Genomic DNA, 15,477 nt, shown 5'->3' on the forward strand with positions numbered 1-15,477 from the left:
GTCAGACCTGATTCAATGCCTCGTTCAGCGCACGCTCCAGGTCGGCCTTGTAGCGCAGGAACAAAATGCTTGGGCAGGCACCGTCACCCACCAGGCCGGAGAGGTCCAGGTCGGTGATATAGCAGCGATAGCGCTCGGCTTCGCGGCGCTGCCCGACGATTTCCCTGGCGACCACGTGAAACAGCTGGTCGCCTTGCTCCAGCTCCGAAAACTCCCGTTGATCGCAATAGAGGGTGACGTGCACTTGCCCGTGCGCCGCTTTACCGATGATCGCCTGTACGTCGTAGAAGGGCTTGTTGACCGGCGTTTGCGGCGCCTGCCGTGATTCGACCCGCCGGGCCCGCCCGTTACCCGAAGGCAGGAGTTGGTAATAAAGGACTTCCAGGGTCAGCGGCTGGGTAGCGTCCATCGGCAGCAAGGCGTCGCGGCGGTACAGCACCGACTGCAGGAAGCGCTGCAACGGAACCAGCAGGCTTTGTTCATCGTGATAAGGCAGGCGCTGCTGCCACAACGCGTTGAATTCATCGAGCACATACAGCTCCGCTTCTTCCTCGTAGACCCGGTAGAACACCTGGATGCACTCGGGCTGGCCCATGGGCAGGATCAAGGCCGCGTCGTGATCCTCCAGCGCCATCGGGTCCAGATGCAGCGGGCTGTACGCTGTCAGCTCTTCGCCCAGGTAGTCCATCAACGCCGGCAGGCTGCCCAACGCCACATGGTTGACCTGGCCGGGCACCAGCTCCAGCACGTGATAATGCTGCTGGACCTGAAGCAGGTAGCGGTAATTGAGTTTGCTCAGCAGCAAGGTCTGGGCGGTCTCGATGACTTCTTCAACCCGTCGCGCGATGAATTGCGCGCGGTTGTGACAGAAACAGCGCACCTGCAAGCGTGGCTGGCGCTGCGTGAGGGGCAGGTCGTTGAGGTAGTCGCGCAGGCAATCGAGCAGGGCGTGCTCGCCGTCGAACCGGTTGACCAGTACTTCATTCCAGCTGTTGAGCGTGACCTGGTCGAGGGTCAACACCAGGTTTTCGCGAACACCGGCGTAGCTCAACGAGTCGGTGCGCTCAGTGGTCATCAGGATGTTCAAGTCGCGGTGATGCTTGAGCGGGTCAACACCGACGTTGACCAGAATCAGCACTTCACTGGGTACGCTGGCGCGTAGCAGCTGTTCTTCATCAACCGTGGCCAGGGGCAGGGCGATGGACTGTTGCAGGCTGCCCAGCAGGTTGAACAGCTCGAACTCGCTCAGGTCGCTGTCGCCGGGGTGCAGCGCCAGGCGCGTGCTGCTGTCGATCACGCCGTTGCGGTGGCTCCAGGTGAGCAATTCGAGCAATTCGCGGCTGCGCTTGATCGGCGCGAAATTCTCCCATTCCAGGGCATTCAAACTGCCGTTGTACAGGCCCCACTGGTTCTGTCCCGGCTCTTTCTTGTTCGGCGACTGGACCAGCGTGAGCGTGTCTTCCGCCAGGTCCGGCGCGATTCCCGGATTGATGAACTCGACCTTGTCGGCCTTGCGCTCGAAGGCCGCATACAACCGTCGGCCAAGGACATTGAGGTCGCGCTTGTTGATCAGGCTGACGGTCTTTTCGGTGCGGGCGAACTGGGTCAGGAAGCGATAGCTGTAGGTCAGTTCGTTGACCAGTGCGCGCCGCTCATTACTGACCTGGCGCACCTTCCATTGGCTGCGGCTGTCGAGCAGCGCAAGTTGGCGTTGATCCCAGCCCCAGTCCCGCGCCAGGCGTTCGAGCAGGTTGCGTTGCCAGCCGCTGCTGCGGGCGTGGCCGGTGAGCTTGCGATTGACCTTCAGGTACAGCGCGCGGCGAATCAGCTCCAGACGTTCCGGTTCACCGCGGGCGTTGAGGTATTCCTCGAGACGGCGGTAAATCACCATGTACGGGTCCAGCTCGTCCAGGTCCAGGCGATTGGCGAACACCGCCTGCTTGAAGCGCAGGCTCAGGCAGCGCACGTCCGGGTGTTCGCTGGCGTAGACCTCGGTCAGCAAAAGCTTGAGCACGGATTTGTAGGGTGACTCGATGCCCTTGAACAACTGCCAGAGCCCGGCGCCGATGAACTCGCCCGGCGGGATGTAGGACAGATGCCCCAGGTCCAGGGTTTCGTCGGCACGGATGAAGCGCTTGGAAATCAGTGTGTGGGTGTATTGCTCGTAATTCTCTTCTTCATAGACCGGCACCAGCCACCAGATTGGCGTACGCCCGGCCAGCCAGATCGCGGTGCGGTAGAACTCGTCCAGCAACAGATAGTGTTGGGTGGTGCCGCAGTCGTCCGAACTGAGTTGGTTGTCCCGCTCGCCGCGGACGAACCGTGCCGGGTCGATGAGGAAAAAATGGGCTTCGGCGCCTTGGGTAGCGGCCCAGATTTCCAGCAGCTCGCATTTTTTGCGCAGCTCGGCCAATTCCTCTTCGCTCAGGTCCGGCCCGTGGCATACCCATACGTCCATATCGCTCTGGTCGGCCTGGGCCAGGGTGCCGAGGCTGCCCATCAGGAACAGGCCGAGAATGGGTCGCGGTGGGTTGCTGCCATGGCGCGGCTTGTAGGAAAACGAGCGGGTCAGCCGTTGGGCCTCGGCGAGGACGTTGGCGTCGGGCTCGTAATTGGACAAACCGGCGGGCGTGCTGCCCGAGACGTAGCCGGGCAGCAGCGGATGATTGACGTGGAAAAACAGCGGGAGCAGCGTCAACACGCCTTGCTGGCGGGTCGACAGTCCTTCGAGGGCACGCTCCATCCGGCTGGTATTGAGCTTGAGAAAACGCGCGCGCAGTTGGCTCAGGACCTTGCGGTCGATTCCCTCGTCCAGATCGGGGCGTATTTCGTGGTTGCGGGTCATGTCAGCTCAAACCGGCTCGCGGCGTCGAACGTGGGGAAGCACAAGTGATGGCAGGTTAGCGCCCGAGTTGGGGAATTCTTGAGCTGAAAGTGATTTGACGTCAGGATTTTTTACGAACGAAGCCTAAGCGCCTGCGGAAATCCCGATGCAAAGGGATTTCCGTGGGCGAGGAGAAAAGATTCAGGCGGTTTCTTCGGCGCGGAGAATCGTCAAGACAGTTTGCACATTTTGCGCGGCATCACGTCCCAGGCTGGTCAGATAACCGCCATCGGGTTGGTCTATCAGGTCTTTTTCAAACAGGCGCTTGGCAGCGGCGATGGCTTTCGGGGCAGCGGTCTGATGGATTTTCAGGCCTTCCTGGGAACTGTCCAGGTTGAAGAGTGCAAGGATTTCCAGTTCGGCAACCAGCTCAGGGGTAAGCGACATAAGGACTCCAGACTTTCTAGGAATTTGGTCGACAGCGCCACTAAGGTGAGCGCACTCGGCCGAGCTGTCCAGTGCCTGTGTCGTGCTTTTTTGTTTTTTTGTAGCAAGTCCAGGCTGCTCTTGTGGTGAGGGGATTTATCCCCGCTGGGGCGCGAAGCGGCCCTGAAAAATGGATTTATTACATTTTGGGCCTGCTGCACAGGCCAGCGGGGATAAATCCCCTCACCACAAGAGCAACGTTGCCCGTCGGTTTATTTCTTTTCCGGCGGCAGCTCAGGCAAGGCGCGCAAGGCGGCTTCGTACCACTCGGTATTGAACGGGCGGTCTTCTTCCAGGATCGCGTCGATTTCCACCGCTAGCACGTGGGCCATCAGGTTGAGAATTTCTTCACGCTCATAACCCACCAGGGTCAGCTTGTTGAGAGTCGCCTTGGCCGCTGGCGGGTTGTCGCTTTCGATCTGGTTCTCGATGGCCTGGATCAGCGTGGATTCGACGAACTCTTCTTCGTCGTGGTCGATGTCGCTTGGCTCGCTCATGGCAACCTCCTGTAGAAAAGGCCGCCAGTTTACCTGCATTCAGCAGCGTGATGCGCCTGGCGCGAAATGTCCCGGCGGTCTATAACCCAAGGCTGCCAACCCCGCACGGCCTGGAGGCTATGTCATGCTCAAGCTCTATGGTTTTTCCGTCAGCAATTATTACAACATGGTTAAGCTGGCACTGCTGGAGAAGGGACTTCCCTTCGAAGAGGTTCCGTTCTACGGCGGTCAGACCCCTGAAGCGCTGGCCATCAGCCCTCGTGGCAAGGTGCCGGTGCTCAAGACCGAACAGGGGTTTATCAACGAGACCAGCGTGATCCTGGAATACATCGAGCAGACCCAGCCGGGCAAAGCCCTGTTGCCCGCCGATCCATTCGAGCGCGCCCGGGTGTTGGCGTTGTGCCGGGAAATCGAGCTGTACATCGAGCTGCCCGGGCGTGCCTGCTACCCCGAGGCGTTTTTTGGCATGCCGATGCCCGACGCGATCAAGGAAAAATCCAAGAGCGAGCTGTTGCTTGGGTTCGCTTCGCTCGGCCGGCACGGCAAGTTCGCCCCCTACGTGGCGGGCGATAGCTTGAGCATCGCTGATCTGTATTTTTACTACAGCCTTTCGCTGGTCTTCCAGGTGGGCAAGAAGGTGTTGGATGTCGACCTGCTGGCGGATATGCCCGCTGCCAAGGCCTTGATGGAACTGTTGGGAGAGAATTCGCACGTGCAACGGATCGCAGCGGATCGGGACGCAGAGATGCCAGCGTTTCTGGCAAAGATTTCCGCCCGGAAGTGATTGCTTGCTGTTCTGAAGGATCCCGCCACGGACAAAACCGCCCCCAACCAGACCTTTGTTCACCAAAGAGCCAATATGAGGGCGGGCTTGCCCGCAAAGCTTTCAGGCGTCAGCGGCTGGCGAGCAGCGCCTGGCCTCGAACGACTGCGGCTTTCACCTGGGCGGGTGCGGTGCCGCCGATGTGGTCTCGGGCATTGACCGAACCTTCGAGGGTCAACACCGCAAACACGTCCTGCTCGATCTGATCGCTGAACTGGCGCAGCTCGTCCAGGCTCATCTCCGCCAAGTCCTTGCCGTTGTCCACACCGTACTTCACGGCGTGGCCGACGATTTCATGACAATCACGGAACGGCAGGCCACGGCGCACCAGGTAGTCAGCCAGGTCGGTGGCGGTGGAGAAACCGCGCAGGGCCGCTTCGCGCATGACCGCATGCTTGGGCTTGATGGCCGGGATCATGTCGGCGAACGCGCGCAACGAATCGCGCAAGGTGTCGGCGGCATCGAACAGCGGCTCCTTGTCCTCCTGGTTGTCCTTGTTGTAGGCCAACGGCTGGCCTTTCATCAGGGTCAGCAGGCCCATCAGCGCGCCGAACACCCGGCCGCTCTTGCCCCGCACCAGTTCCGGCACGTCGGGGTTTTTCTTTTGCGGCATGATCGAGCTGCCGGTGCAGAAGCGGTCGGGCAGATCGATGAATTGAAACTGCGCGCTGGTCCACAGCACCAGCTCTTCGGAGAAGCGCGACAGGTGCATCATGGCGATGCTCGCGGCGGCGCAGAATTCGATGGCGAAATCGCGATCCGAGACATTATCCAGCGAGTTGCCGCCCACGGCGTCGAAGCCCAGCAACTGCGCGGTGTATTCACGATCGATCGGGTACGTGGTGCCGGCCAGCGCGGCGCTGCCCAAGGGCATGCGGTTGGTGCGTTTGCGGCAGTCGACCAGGCGCTCATAGTCGCGACTGAGCATTTCGAACCAGGCGAGCATGTGATGCCCAAACGTTACAGGTTGTGCGGTTTGCAGGTGCGTGAAGCCCGGCATGATGCTCTCGGCCTCGCGCTCGGCCTGCTCCAGCAGCCCTTTTTGCAGGCGAGTGATCTCAGCCAGGATCAGGTCGATTTCATCGCGCAACCACAGGCGGATGTCGGTGGCGACCTGGTCGTTGCGGCTGCGACCGGTGTGCAGCTTCTTGCCGGTCACGCCGATGCGATCGGTCAGGCGCGCTTCGATGTTCATGTGCACGTCTTCAAGGTCCACGCGCCAGTCGAACTGGCCGGCCTCGATCTCGCCCTGGATGGTCTTCAGGCCATCGATGATGCTGTCGCGCTCGGCATCGGTCAGCACGCCGACCTTGGCCAGCATGGTGGCGTGGGCGATCGAGCCCATGATGTCGTGGCGATACAGGCGCTGGTCGAAGTTGACGGAGGCGGTGAAGCGGGCGACGAAGGCGTCGACGGGTTCACTGAAGCGGCCGCCCCAGGACTGATTGGTCTTGTCAGTGCTCATGAATTCGCTCGTGATCGGCTGGAAAAAATTAGCGGTTGAAGGCTGCGGCGGATGATAACAGGGTTGCCGGGGCTGGCGCTGGCACTGGTCGGCAGGTTTTTTGCCGGCGTCCGGCGGTTTTTTTGCTCAAGGTTATTTTTCGATTGAGCAATATCGTCTTGGCAACCGTCTACAGTGGACGGTAGGGGTTTTGCTTTTCATCCAGGACGCATCGGACGCACCCATTAAACAAAGGGGGGTACTCATATTGGTCAGATCGAGTGATCACAATCCCTGTGGCGACGCTGTGCGACAACAGGCCTCGAGCATCGGTCGGCAAGCGCTGGTAAAGATAGGCAACCGCCTCGCGGCACTTTTTGGCCCTCGAACGAGTCTTAGCGTGGATCGCGGTGACGGATGTCACTTCCCCTGTCTACGCTATCCTTGTGCGAGACTCACGCAGGAATCCAGCGCAATATGAATGTCCTGATCGTTGACGACGAACCACTGGCCCGCGAGCGCCTGAGCCGAACGCTCGGTGAACTCGAGGGTTACAGTGTCCTGGAGCCGAGCGCCACCAATGGCGAAGAGGCATTGGCCCTTATCGACAGCCACAAACCGGATATCGTGCTGCTCGACATTCGCATGCCTGGCTTGGACGGCTTGCAGGTCGCGGCCAAACTGTGCGAACGAGAGTCACCGCCTGCGGTGGTGTTCTGTACCACTCGGGACGACTTTCCTCCTGAGGTGTTGCAGGCCGGTGCCGTGGGTTATCTGATCAAGCCGGTTTCTGTCGAGGCGCTGGAAGAGGCGCTGCGCAAGGCTGAGCGGCCTAACCGCACGCAACTGGCAGCGCTCACGCGTCCGGCTGCGGAAAGCGGCAGCGGTCCGCGCAGCCATATCAGCGCGCGGACTCGCAAGGGGATCGAGCTGATTCCCTTGAACCAAGTGGTCTATTTCATCGCGGACCATAAATACGTGACCTTGCGCCATGAAAGCGGCGAAGTGCTGCTGGACGAGCCACTCAAGGCACTTGAAGATGAGTTCGGCGAGCGATTCGTGCGCATCCACCGCAATGCCTTGGTGGCTCGTGAACGTATCGAACGTTTGCAGCGCACCCCCCTGGGACATTTCCAGCTTTATCTCAAAGGGCTCAACGGCGATGCGTTGATTGTCAGCCGACGACATGTGGCGGGCGTCCGCAAAATGATGCAGCAGCTCTAATAACTTTCCAAAGCGATGCGTTTTTCGGGACTGGCGGCCAGGGAGGCATTGACGTCGTGATTCAAGTCAAAGCGGATTTGGTTGAGCTGTTATTATCTGCCGTATCTTTTAAGTACGGATTGATCCATGTCCTCTCGCGAGATCCGCATCGCCACCCGTAAAAGTGCCCTCGCCCTCTGGCAGGCCGAATACGTCAAAGCCCGCCTCGAGAGCGCCCATCCGGGCCTGACCGTGACGCTGGTGCCCATGGTCAGTCGCGGCGACAAGCTGCTGGACTCGCCGCTGTCGAAAATCGGTGGCAAGGGCCTGTTCGTCAAGGAGCTTGAGACCGCCTTGTTGGACAACGAGGCCGACATTGCCGTGCATTCCATGAAAGATGTGCCCATGGACTTCCCTGAAAGCCTGGGCCTTTTCTGTATTTGCGAGCGGGAAGATCCGCGCGATGCGTTCGTCTCCAATACATTTCCCAGCCTGGAAGCGCTACCTGCCGGGAGCGTGGTGGGCACGTCCAGCCTGCGTCGCCAGGCGCAATTGCTGAGCCGTCGTCCCGACCTGCAGATCCGTTTCCTGCGAGGCAACGTCAACACGCGCCTGGCCAAGCTCGATGCCGGCGAGTATGACGCCATCATCTTGGCCGCCGCAGGCTTGATACGCCTGGGCTTCGAGGACCGCATCACCTCAGCCATCAGCGTCGATGACAGCCTGCCCGCCGGTGGACAGGGTGCGGTGGGTATCGAGTGCCGCAGCGCGGACAGCGCAATTCACGCCCTGCTGGCGCCGCTGCACCATGAAGACACCGCGGTGCGAGTCTTCGCTGAGCGAGCGCTGAATAAGCATCTGAACGGCGGTTGCCAGGTACCGATTGCCTGCTACGCCGTGCTTGAAGGAGAGCAGGTCTGGTTGCGCGGCCTGGTGGGCGATCCGAACGGTGACCAACTGCTCAGCGCCGAAGCACGGGCGCCGCGCCGCGACGCCGAAGCGTTGGGTGTGCGGGTCGCCGAAGACCTGTTGAGCCAGGGCGCCGACGACATCCTCAAGAAGGTCTACGGCGAGGCAGGTCACGCGTGAAGGGGTGGCGGCTGCTGCTCACCCGGCCGGCGGACGAGTCTTCGGCCTTGGCGGCTGTGTTGGCGCAAGCGGGGGTCTATAGCAGCAGCTTGCCGTTATTGGATATCGAGCCGGTTCCCGTGTCCGAGTCCGGGCTCGCCATGCTCAAGGCGCTGGATCAGTATTGTGCGGTGATTGTAGTCAGCAAACCCGCCGCGCGTCTGTGCGTGGAACTGTTGCGCCAACACGGGTCGCATCCGCCGCAGCTGCCATGGTTCAGCGTAGGGGCCGCGACCGGGCGAATTCTTGCCGACGCCGGCCTGAGCGTTTTTTATCCTGATGACGGCGATGACAGCGAAGCCTTGCTTGAACTCGCAGCATTGCGGGAGGCTATCGAACGGCCCGAGGCCCGTGTCTTGATCGTGCGTGGTGAAGGCGGGCGCGGCTTGCTGGCGGAGCGCTTGCGCGAGCAAGGTGCTAGTGTCGATTACCTGGAACTGTACCGGCGCGGCCTGCCGCATTACCACGAAGGTGAGTTGCCGGCGAAGGTCGAAGCGGAACGCCTGAACGCGCTGGTGGTCAGCAGTGGGCAGAGCTTCGAGCATCTGCACCGGCTTGCCGGTCAAGCGTGGCCCGCCCTGGCGCGGCTACCGTTGTTTGTTCCAAGCCCCAGGGTCGCCGAGTTGGCGCGTGCCGCCGGGGCCCGGACAGTTGTGGATTGCCGTGGCGCCAGCGCCGCGGCTTTGCTGGCGGCTTTACGGGAACAATCCGTGCCGTTTTCTAATGCAAAGGATGGATACGTGAGCGAAACAGCCTTGCCAAAAGATCAAGACCAGCCAGCGATCGAAGCGCCGATTGAAACGCCGGCCCCCACGGCGCCGCGTCGCGGCAACGGCCTGGCAATTGTCGCGTTGTTGTTGGGCGCCGCTGGCGTAGCCGTGGGTGGTTGGGGCATCTGGCAAGTGCGTCACTTGCAGGCCAATACCCAACAACAATCCGCCCAGGTCCAGGCGCTCAATGACCAGGCTCAGAGCCTGAAGCTCAATGATCAACGCCTGAACGAGCGCCTGGAGCAACTGCCGCCGGCTCAAGAGCTGGAAGAGCGGCGGCGCCAGGTCGCCCAGTTGCAAGGCGATCAGCAACGCCTCAATCAGCGCCTGGAAACCGTGTTGGGTGCCAGTCGCAAGGATTGGCGCCTGGCCGAGGCCGAACATCTGTTGCGCCTGGCCAGCCTGCGTCTTTCAGCGCTGCAAGACATCAGCAGCGCTCAGGCGCTGGTCCAGGGCGCGGACGAAATCCTGCGCGAACAGAACGACCCGGGCTCGTTCGCCGCTCGCGAGCAGTTGGCCAAGACCCTTGCAGCGCTGCGCAGTACCGAACAACCGGATCGCACCGGCTTGTTCTTGCAACTGGGCGCCCTGCGTGACCAGGTGCTGCAGCTTTCGGAGCTGGCTCCCGAATACAAGGATCGCGGTGAATCCCTGTTGGGCCTGACCGCCGATGGCGATGGCGCCAGCCGGTGGGCGCAGTGGTGGGACCGACTCTCGCGTTACATCCGCATCGATTTCAATGCCGACGAAAACGTCCGCCCGCTCCTGGCCGGGCAGAGCCTGATGCAGGTGCGCCTGGCCTTGAGCCTGGCGCTGGAGCAGGCGCAATGGGCCGCCCTCAACGGCCAGGCAGCGGTGTATACCCAGGCGCTGGCCGAAGCTCGTGACGTGCTCAAGAACAATTTCAATCAGGACAACCCGCAGAGCAAAGTCATGCTTGAGCGAGTCGTTGAACTGAGCAAGTCGCCGGTGACGGTGGTCACGCCGGACCTGACCGGCACCCTGAGCGCCGTCCAGGCCTATCTTGAGCGCCGCAATGTGAATGCCGAGGAATCGGTCAAGCCGATGCCCAAGGCGGGCGAGCAGGAGACCACGCCATGAAACGCCTCTACGTGATTCTGTTCGTCGTCATTGCCGTTGCCGCCGTGCTCGGCATGGCGATTGCCGAGCATTCGGGTTACGTGCTGGTGGCGTACAAGAATTTCCGTTACGAAGCCGGACTCTGGGTCACCCTGGCGTTGGTCGCGGTGCTCTGGCTGGTGTGGCGGGGCGCGAGTGCGTTGATCGGGCTGGTGACTACTTCCAGTGGCGTGGTCAACCCGTGGTCGCGACGCAATCGCAGCCGTCGCGTGCAAGTGGCGATCGAACACGGCCAGTTGGATTTGGCCGAAGGGCGCTGGGCCAGCGCCCAGCGACATTTGCATCGTGCCGCCGAAGCCGAGCGCCAACCCCTGCTGTATTACCTCGGTGCCGCCCGTGCGGCCAATGAGCAAGGCCTCTACGAGCAAAGCGACAGTCTGCTGGAGCGTGCCCTGGAGCGCCAGCCCCAGGCTGAGCTGGCCATTGCGTTGACGCATGCGCAACTGCAGACGGATCGGGGCGACACCGACGGTGCGCTGGGCACGCTGCAAGCCATGCATGAACGTCATCCCCATAATGCCCAGACCTTGCGCCAACTCCAGCGACTGCACCAGCAACGCGGGGATTGGTCGGCGGTGATCCGGCTGTTGCCGGAGTTGCGCAAGGACAAAGTCCTGCCAGCGGCCGAACTGGCGGAACTGGAGCGTCGGGCCTGGGGCGAGAACCTCACCCTGGCGGCTCAACGCGAAGCCGACGGCAGTGTCGGCCTGCAATCGCTCAGCCGCGCCTGGCAACAGCTGACCTCCGCCCAGCGCCAGGAGCCGGCACTGGTATTGGCCTACGCCGAGCAACTTCGGCAACTGGGGGCCCAAGTGGAAGCCGAAGAGGTTTTGCGGGCCGCGCTCAAGCGCCATTACGACAGCCACCTGGCACGTTTGTACGGATTGGTTCGTGGCGGTGATCCGATCCGGCAACTTCAAGCGGCCGAGGGTTGGCTCAAGGACCATCCGAATGATCCGAGCCTGCTCCTGACGTTGGGGCGCCTGTGCCTGCAAAACAGTTTATGGGGCAAGGCCAGGGATTATCTCGAAAGCAGCCTGCGGGCCCAGCGCAATCCCGAGGCGTGTGCGGAGCTGGCCCGGTTGCTGGCACAGCTGGGGGACGCCGAGCGCAGTAATCAGTTGTTCCAGGAGGGCTTGGGATTGCTGGATGAGCGCTTGCTGGCGGCGCCCTTGCCGGTTTCGTCCCAAGTCCTGGCCACTTGAGACGGATGTTGTTTGTGGCGAAGGCACTGTAGCGGGGAAGCGTTGAATTTCGTCCGATTTAGGGGCTCCCGGCGTGCCTTCAGCAAAGTCCTACGGCTGATGACGCTAAGTCCCATGATGTCTGTCGGGAATTCCATCCACTCCTGGCGAACTCTCCGCAACAGCCTGCCTTGAAAGGCCAGAGGGCTTTCCTCTACCGTAACAGCTTGTCTCTCCTGTTACGGAACCGCCATGTCTTTGGCCAGCTCACGCTTCTTGTTTTTCATGGCTTCCATCGCAGCAGCCTTGGCTTTGGGCGTCGCCAGTTATCTGGAATACGCGGTCGGCCTTTCCCCGTGCAGCTTGTGCATTCTGCAACGGTTATGCCTGATGCTGTTCCTGATGAATTGCCTGGGTGCATGCGTACATGGCCCAGGCCGAAGGGGCTGCATGGTTTATGCAGCAACGGCGGTGATTTTCGCGTCGGCAGGGCTGGCCCTGGCGTGGCGCAATGTTCTGGTGCAGACCGGTTCTGATGAGCTTTGGCCTGACTGCATTACCCACCTGAGAGGGGCAGATTCCTGGTGGCACGCCATGCGTCACGTTGCCAATGGCGCGTCCGATTGCACGAACATCACTTGGACGCTGTTCGATCTGAGCGTCCCCGAATGGAGCCTGCTGTTTTTTCTCGCCGTATCTGTTTCGATGACCTACCTGCTGTTGCGCCTGGCCTGGAATGCCCTGCTACGGCCCTTTAGTGGTAAGACGTCGCAGTTGGTCCGGGCGCTGGATTAAACACTTGTATGAACTTTATCTCCTGCGTACCTTGAAGCAGCTGTCGTGCGGGCATAATCTGGCCCGCACGTATCATTGGAATCATGCCACTCGATCATGTTGTGTCTGGCTTGCCCCTGGTTATACAGGCGTGTTTCAGACTGCGAGGGGATGACTCAGAAGGGAAGAAATCACCATGCTCGAAAGTTGTCAGAATGCTCAGGAACGCTGGGGTGGGGTGCATCTGCTGATCGACCGCTGGTTGCAGGAGCGTCACGAACTGGTTCGAGCCTATGATGCTCTTGGCGACAAGCCTGAAGCACTGAGTGAAAGTCGCAAGCCTTTGCAGGAGTTTTGCGGTGTGCTGGTGGACTATGTGTCGGCCGGTCATTTCGAGATCTACGAACAGCTGACGGGCGAGGCGAAGGCCTTCAATGACAAGCGTGGCCTGGAACTGGCCGATACGATTTATCCGCGCATCGACGTCATTACCGAGAAGCTGCTGGCCTTCAATGACCTCTGCGATGAAGGCAAATGCGTAGCGGAAAAATTCAAGGAACTGGGCGGTTTGTTGCATGAGCGTTTCGAGCTGGAGGATTGCCTGATCGAGGTGCTGCACAACGCCCACAAGGAAGAGGCTACCGCCCAGGCTTGAGGGGCTTGCAGTAACAGGAAACGGTGCGCATTGCGCGCCGTTTTTCGTTCAAGGCTTCAGGTCGTCGCGCCGAGCAATTCGATTTCAAACACCAGCGGCGTGAATGGAGGAATCACGTCTCCTGCACCTTCGGCGCCATAGGCCAGGGTCGAGGGAATCACCAAGCGCCACTTCGCGCCCACCGGCATCTGCGGCAGTGCGCTGCGCCAGCCATCAATCACGCTGTCAAGGTTGAACCACTGCGGCTGATGGTTGGAATCAAATACGGTGCCGTCCGGCAATTTACCGACATACCGCACCTGGACCTTGCCGTGGGGTCCGGCTTTCGCGCCGCTGCCTGACTTGAGTTCGGTCAGCAGAATGCCGTCCGGCAGTTGCTGGACGCCTGGCCGGTTTTTTTCCTCGCTGAGAAATTTCTGCTCCGTCTTCAGCGCCATTGCTTCTTGCGGTGTTGCCGACTGCGCCGTCAGTTGCGCCTGGTGTTCGGCCAGGATTCGTTCGATGCGTTCATCCTCCAGGGCCAATGGCTTGCCGAGGTAGGCTTGTTGCAGACCTTCGACCAGAGCCTGTATCTGTAGGTCGGGCACGTCTTGGCGCAGGCGTTCGCCCAGGCTTGCGCCGAGACTGTAGGCCAGGTCGCGGGCATCGTTTGCGTTGGTTTTTTCGGCGGCCTGAGCCATGGAGCAAACCATGCAAAGGAGTAAAAAAAGGTGACGCGACATGTGTTCTTTCTCCGGCCTCGATTCGAGGGATTATGCCAGTGCCGATATCAATAAAAGCGAGTTGCCCAGGCGACGACGCAGAAGATTTTTCGTCTCGTGCAACGCAACGCCATGAGTAGTGTCAACATGCCCTAGCGGCGGTTCAAGCAGAGGTCTAGTATGAGCCGCACTCACGTCAGTCAGGAGGTAAACCATGTCGGCCACCAAGAAGCCTGTAAATACTCCGTTGCACTTGCTCCAACAACTGTCGGGCAGCTTGCTCGAGCATTTGGAAAATGCCTGCTCCCAAGCCCTGGCTGATGCTGAAAAACTGCTCGCCAAACTGGAAAAGCAACGCGGCAAGGCGCAGGAAAAACTGCACAAGTCGCGCACCAAGCTGCAAGACGCGGCAACCGCCGGCAAGGCCAAGGCACAAGCCAAGGCCAAGGACGGCGTGAAAGAACTCGAAAACTTGCTCGATGCCTTGAAGGATCGTCAATCCGAAACCCGTGCGTACATCCTCCAACTCAAACGTGATGCCCAGGAAAGCCTGAAGTTGGCCCAAGGTGTCGGTCGCGTCCAGGAAGCTGCGAGCAAGGCGCTGAGTCTTCGTGCTGCCAAGCCTGCCGCTGTATCGGCCAAGAAACCGGCCGCTAAACCTGTCGCGGCAAAACCCGCGGCCAAGGTGGTTGCCAAGCCAGCCGTCAAGGCTGGGGCAAAAGCGCCTGGCAAGCCAGCGGCCAAACCCGCCGCGAAAAAAACCGCTGCCGCCAGCGCTGTGAAACCTGTCGCGAAAACCGCCTCCACCAAGGTTGCCGCCAAGCCTGCTGCAAAAACCGCGGCCGCCAAACCCGCTGCTGCCAAGCCTGCTGCAAAAGCGACCACCAAGCCGGTTGCCAAGCCTGCCGCTAAGACCGTCGCCGCCAAACCCGCCGCGACGAAAACTGCTGCTGCCAAACCTGCTGCCAAAGCAGCCACGAAACCTGCCGCTGGCAAACCGGTAACCAGGCCTGCGGCAGCCAAGACTGCTGCTGCAAAACCCGCCGCGGCCAAGCCAGTTGCGAAGCCAACGGCCAAGCCAGCTGCTGCCAAAGCTGCGGCCAAACCTGCTGCGGCCAAGCCTGCCGCTAAACCCGCCGCGACCAAGCCGGCCGCTGCAAAACCTGCTGCCAAGCCTGCCGTGAAGAAGCCCGCTGCGGCAAAACCGGCGACTGCTCCAGCCGCCAAGCCTGCGGCTCCAGCAACCACGCCAGCAGCGACACCCGCACCCGCGGCGAGCACGCCAGCACCGGCGCTGAATCCAAGCGTCACCACGGCATCGAGCACCACGCCACCTAGCGCTTCTTAAGCACGCGATACCGCGACGCGCAGCTGATGCAGCGCGTCGTGGTTGGGTAGGTCGGCGCTCGCCGCCAGCCTTGGCAGCCATTGCGCTGCATCTTGCTGTTGTCCTTCTGGCCAGCTCTGGGCCGCTGCCTCCAATCGTTCGAGCAATTGCCGTTCGGCTTCCAGTTCCAGCCTCTTGACCTGTTCGCGAAGATCACTCAGCCCTGTGTCCCGGAGGGCGTGCTCTTTCCATCGGGTACGCAACGTGCGCAACGGTTGTACGACCGCTGCGTCCCAAGGCTCGGCCAGCTGCCAAAGCTGTTGCAGTCGTTGTTCGTTGCACATCACACCGCGTCGTTCCAGCCACAGCCCACAAAGCACCAGGCAGACGTTCGCGCCACACGCCTGTAGCGCCAGGCACGCAGGCTCCACGCCAGGCTTGGCATAAAGGTTGACCGCAAAGCTCCATAGATCAGAGGACATCGTGCTACTCGCGCCAGTTGCGAGCGAAGCTGGTAGACT

Annotated in this window: 14 protein-coding genes and 2 pseudogenes; 10 read left to right on the forward strand and 6 right to left on the reverse strand. The window is 61.0% G+C overall.

The window, feature by feature from the left end:
* Position 1: 1 nt before the first annotated feature.
* The 3 genes from J3P82_RS01070 to J3P82_RS01080 form a co-directional block, all read right to left on the reverse strand.
* Entirely contained in the window at positions 2–2,845 is a 2,844-nt protein-coding gene (locus J3P82_RS01070) for a class I adenylate cyclase (protein ID WP_434560015.1), read from the reverse strand.
* Between the two features lie 180 nt (positions 2,846–3,025).
* Positions 3,026–3,271, reverse strand: coding sequence for a TIGR02647 family protein (locus J3P82_RS01075; RefSeq protein ID WP_150724924.1), 246 nt, complete (start codon positions 3,269–3,271; stop codon positions 3,026–3,028).
* Positions 3,272–3,522: 251 nt separating this feature from the next.
* Positions 3,523–3,807, reverse strand: a complete 285-nt coding sequence (locus J3P82_RS01080) for a hypothetical protein (protein ID WP_434560017.1) — start codon at positions 3,805–3,807, stop codon at positions 3,523–3,525.
* A gap of 124 nt (positions 3,808–3,931) precedes the next feature.
* Between J3P82_RS01080 and J3P82_RS01085 the strand changes: the two genes are divergently transcribed.
* The gene (locus J3P82_RS01085; protein WP_434560019.1) at positions 3,932–4,591 is read left to right on the forward strand and encodes a glutathione S-transferase family protein; all 660 of its coding nucleotides are present in this window, start codon (positions 3,932–3,934) and stop codon (positions 4,589–4,591) included.
* Between the two features lie 109 nt (positions 4,592–4,700).
* Here the strand turns inward: J3P82_RS01085 and argH are convergent, their stop codons facing one another.
* Entirely contained in the window at positions 4,701–6,095 is a 1,395-nt protein-coding gene (gene argH, locus J3P82_RS01090; RefSeq protein ID WP_041022648.1) for an argininosuccinate lyase, read from the reverse strand.
* 310 nt (positions 6,096–6,405) lie between these two features.
* Here argH and J3P82_RS01095 point away from each other — a divergent pair.
* The 8 genes and pseudogenes from J3P82_RS01095 to rsd form a co-directional block, all read left to right on the forward strand.
* Positions 6,406–6,555: pseudogene (locus J3P82_RS01095) on the forward strand (sensor histidine kinase); the annotation flags it as partial.
* Entirely contained in the window at positions 6,552–7,298 is a 747-nt protein-coding gene (locus J3P82_RS01100; RefSeq protein WP_434560021.1) for a LytR/AlgR family response regulator transcription factor, read from the forward strand. The pseudogene J3P82_RS01095 and the gene J3P82_RS01100, both read left to right, overlap by 4 nt.
* A 126-nt stretch (positions 7,299–7,424) precedes the next feature.
* Positions 7,425–8,366 (forward strand): hydroxymethylbilane synthase, encoded by a 942-nt coding sequence (gene hemC, locus J3P82_RS01105; RefSeq protein WP_434560023.1) that lies wholly within the window; start codon positions 7,425–7,427, stop codon positions 8,364–8,366.
* 56 nt (positions 8,367–8,422) lie between these two features.
* Positions 8,423–9,061: pseudogene (locus J3P82_RS01110) on the forward strand (uroporphyrinogen-III synthase); the annotation flags it as partial.
* An 84-nt stretch (positions 9,062–9,145) separates the two neighbouring features.
* Positions 9,146–10,276 carry a uroporphyrinogen-III C-methyltransferase gene (locus J3P82_RS01115; protein ID WP_434563977.1) on the forward strand — a complete coding sequence of 377 codons (1,131 nt, stop codon included), beginning with the start codon at positions 9,146–9,148 and terminating at the stop codon, positions 10,274–10,276.
* The gene (locus tag J3P82_RS01120; RefSeq protein WP_434560025.1) at positions 10,273–11,520 is read left to right on the forward strand and encodes a heme biosynthesis protein HemY; all 1,248 of its coding nucleotides are present in this window, start codon (positions 10,273–10,275) and stop codon (positions 11,518–11,520) included. The genes J3P82_RS01115 and J3P82_RS01120 overlap by 4 nt, the downstream gene beginning before the upstream one ends.
* A 231-nt stretch (positions 11,521–11,751) precedes the next feature.
* Positions 11,752–12,294 (forward strand): disulfide bond formation protein B, encoded by a 543-nt coding sequence (locus J3P82_RS01125; protein ID WP_434560027.1) that lies wholly within the window; start codon positions 11,752–11,754, stop codon positions 12,292–12,294.
* Between the two features lie 175 nt (positions 12,295–12,469).
* Entirely contained in the window at positions 12,470–12,928 is a 459-nt protein-coding gene (gene rsd / locus J3P82_RS01130; RefSeq protein ID WP_305497980.1) for a sigma D regulator, read from the forward strand.
* Positions 12,929–12,984: 56 nt separating this feature from the next.
* On the opposite strand, the gene J3P82_RS01135 is transcribed toward rsd, so the two are convergent.
* Complete coding sequence (locus J3P82_RS01135; protein ID WP_434560029.1) at positions 12,985–13,650, reverse strand: FKBP-type peptidyl-prolyl cis-trans isomerase; 666 nt, start codon at positions 13,648–13,650, stop codon at positions 12,985–12,987.
* Positions 13,651–13,843: 193 nt separating this feature from the next.
* Between J3P82_RS01135 and J3P82_RS01140 the strand changes: the two genes are divergently transcribed.
* Positions 13,844–14,977 (forward strand): AlgP family protein, encoded by a 1,134-nt coding sequence (locus tag J3P82_RS01140; RefSeq protein ID WP_434560031.1) that lies wholly within the window; start codon positions 13,844–13,846, stop codon positions 14,975–14,977.
* Here the strand turns inward: J3P82_RS01140 and J3P82_RS01145 are convergent.
* Positions 14,974–15,438 (reverse strand): TIGR02444 family protein, encoded by a 465-nt coding sequence (locus tag J3P82_RS01145; protein WP_434560033.1) that lies wholly within the window; start codon positions 15,436–15,438, stop codon positions 14,974–14,976. The two genes, J3P82_RS01140 and J3P82_RS01145, sit on opposite strands and share 4 nt — an antisense overlap.
* Positions 15,439–15,477: the final 39 nt, after the last annotated feature.

This window comes from Pseudomonas sp. Z4-20 (assembly GCF_051131955.1).
In the GTDB taxonomy this organism is placed as follows: domain Bacteria; phylum Pseudomonadota; class Gammaproteobacteria; order Pseudomonadales; family Pseudomonadaceae; genus Aquipseudomonas; species Aquipseudomonas marvdashtae.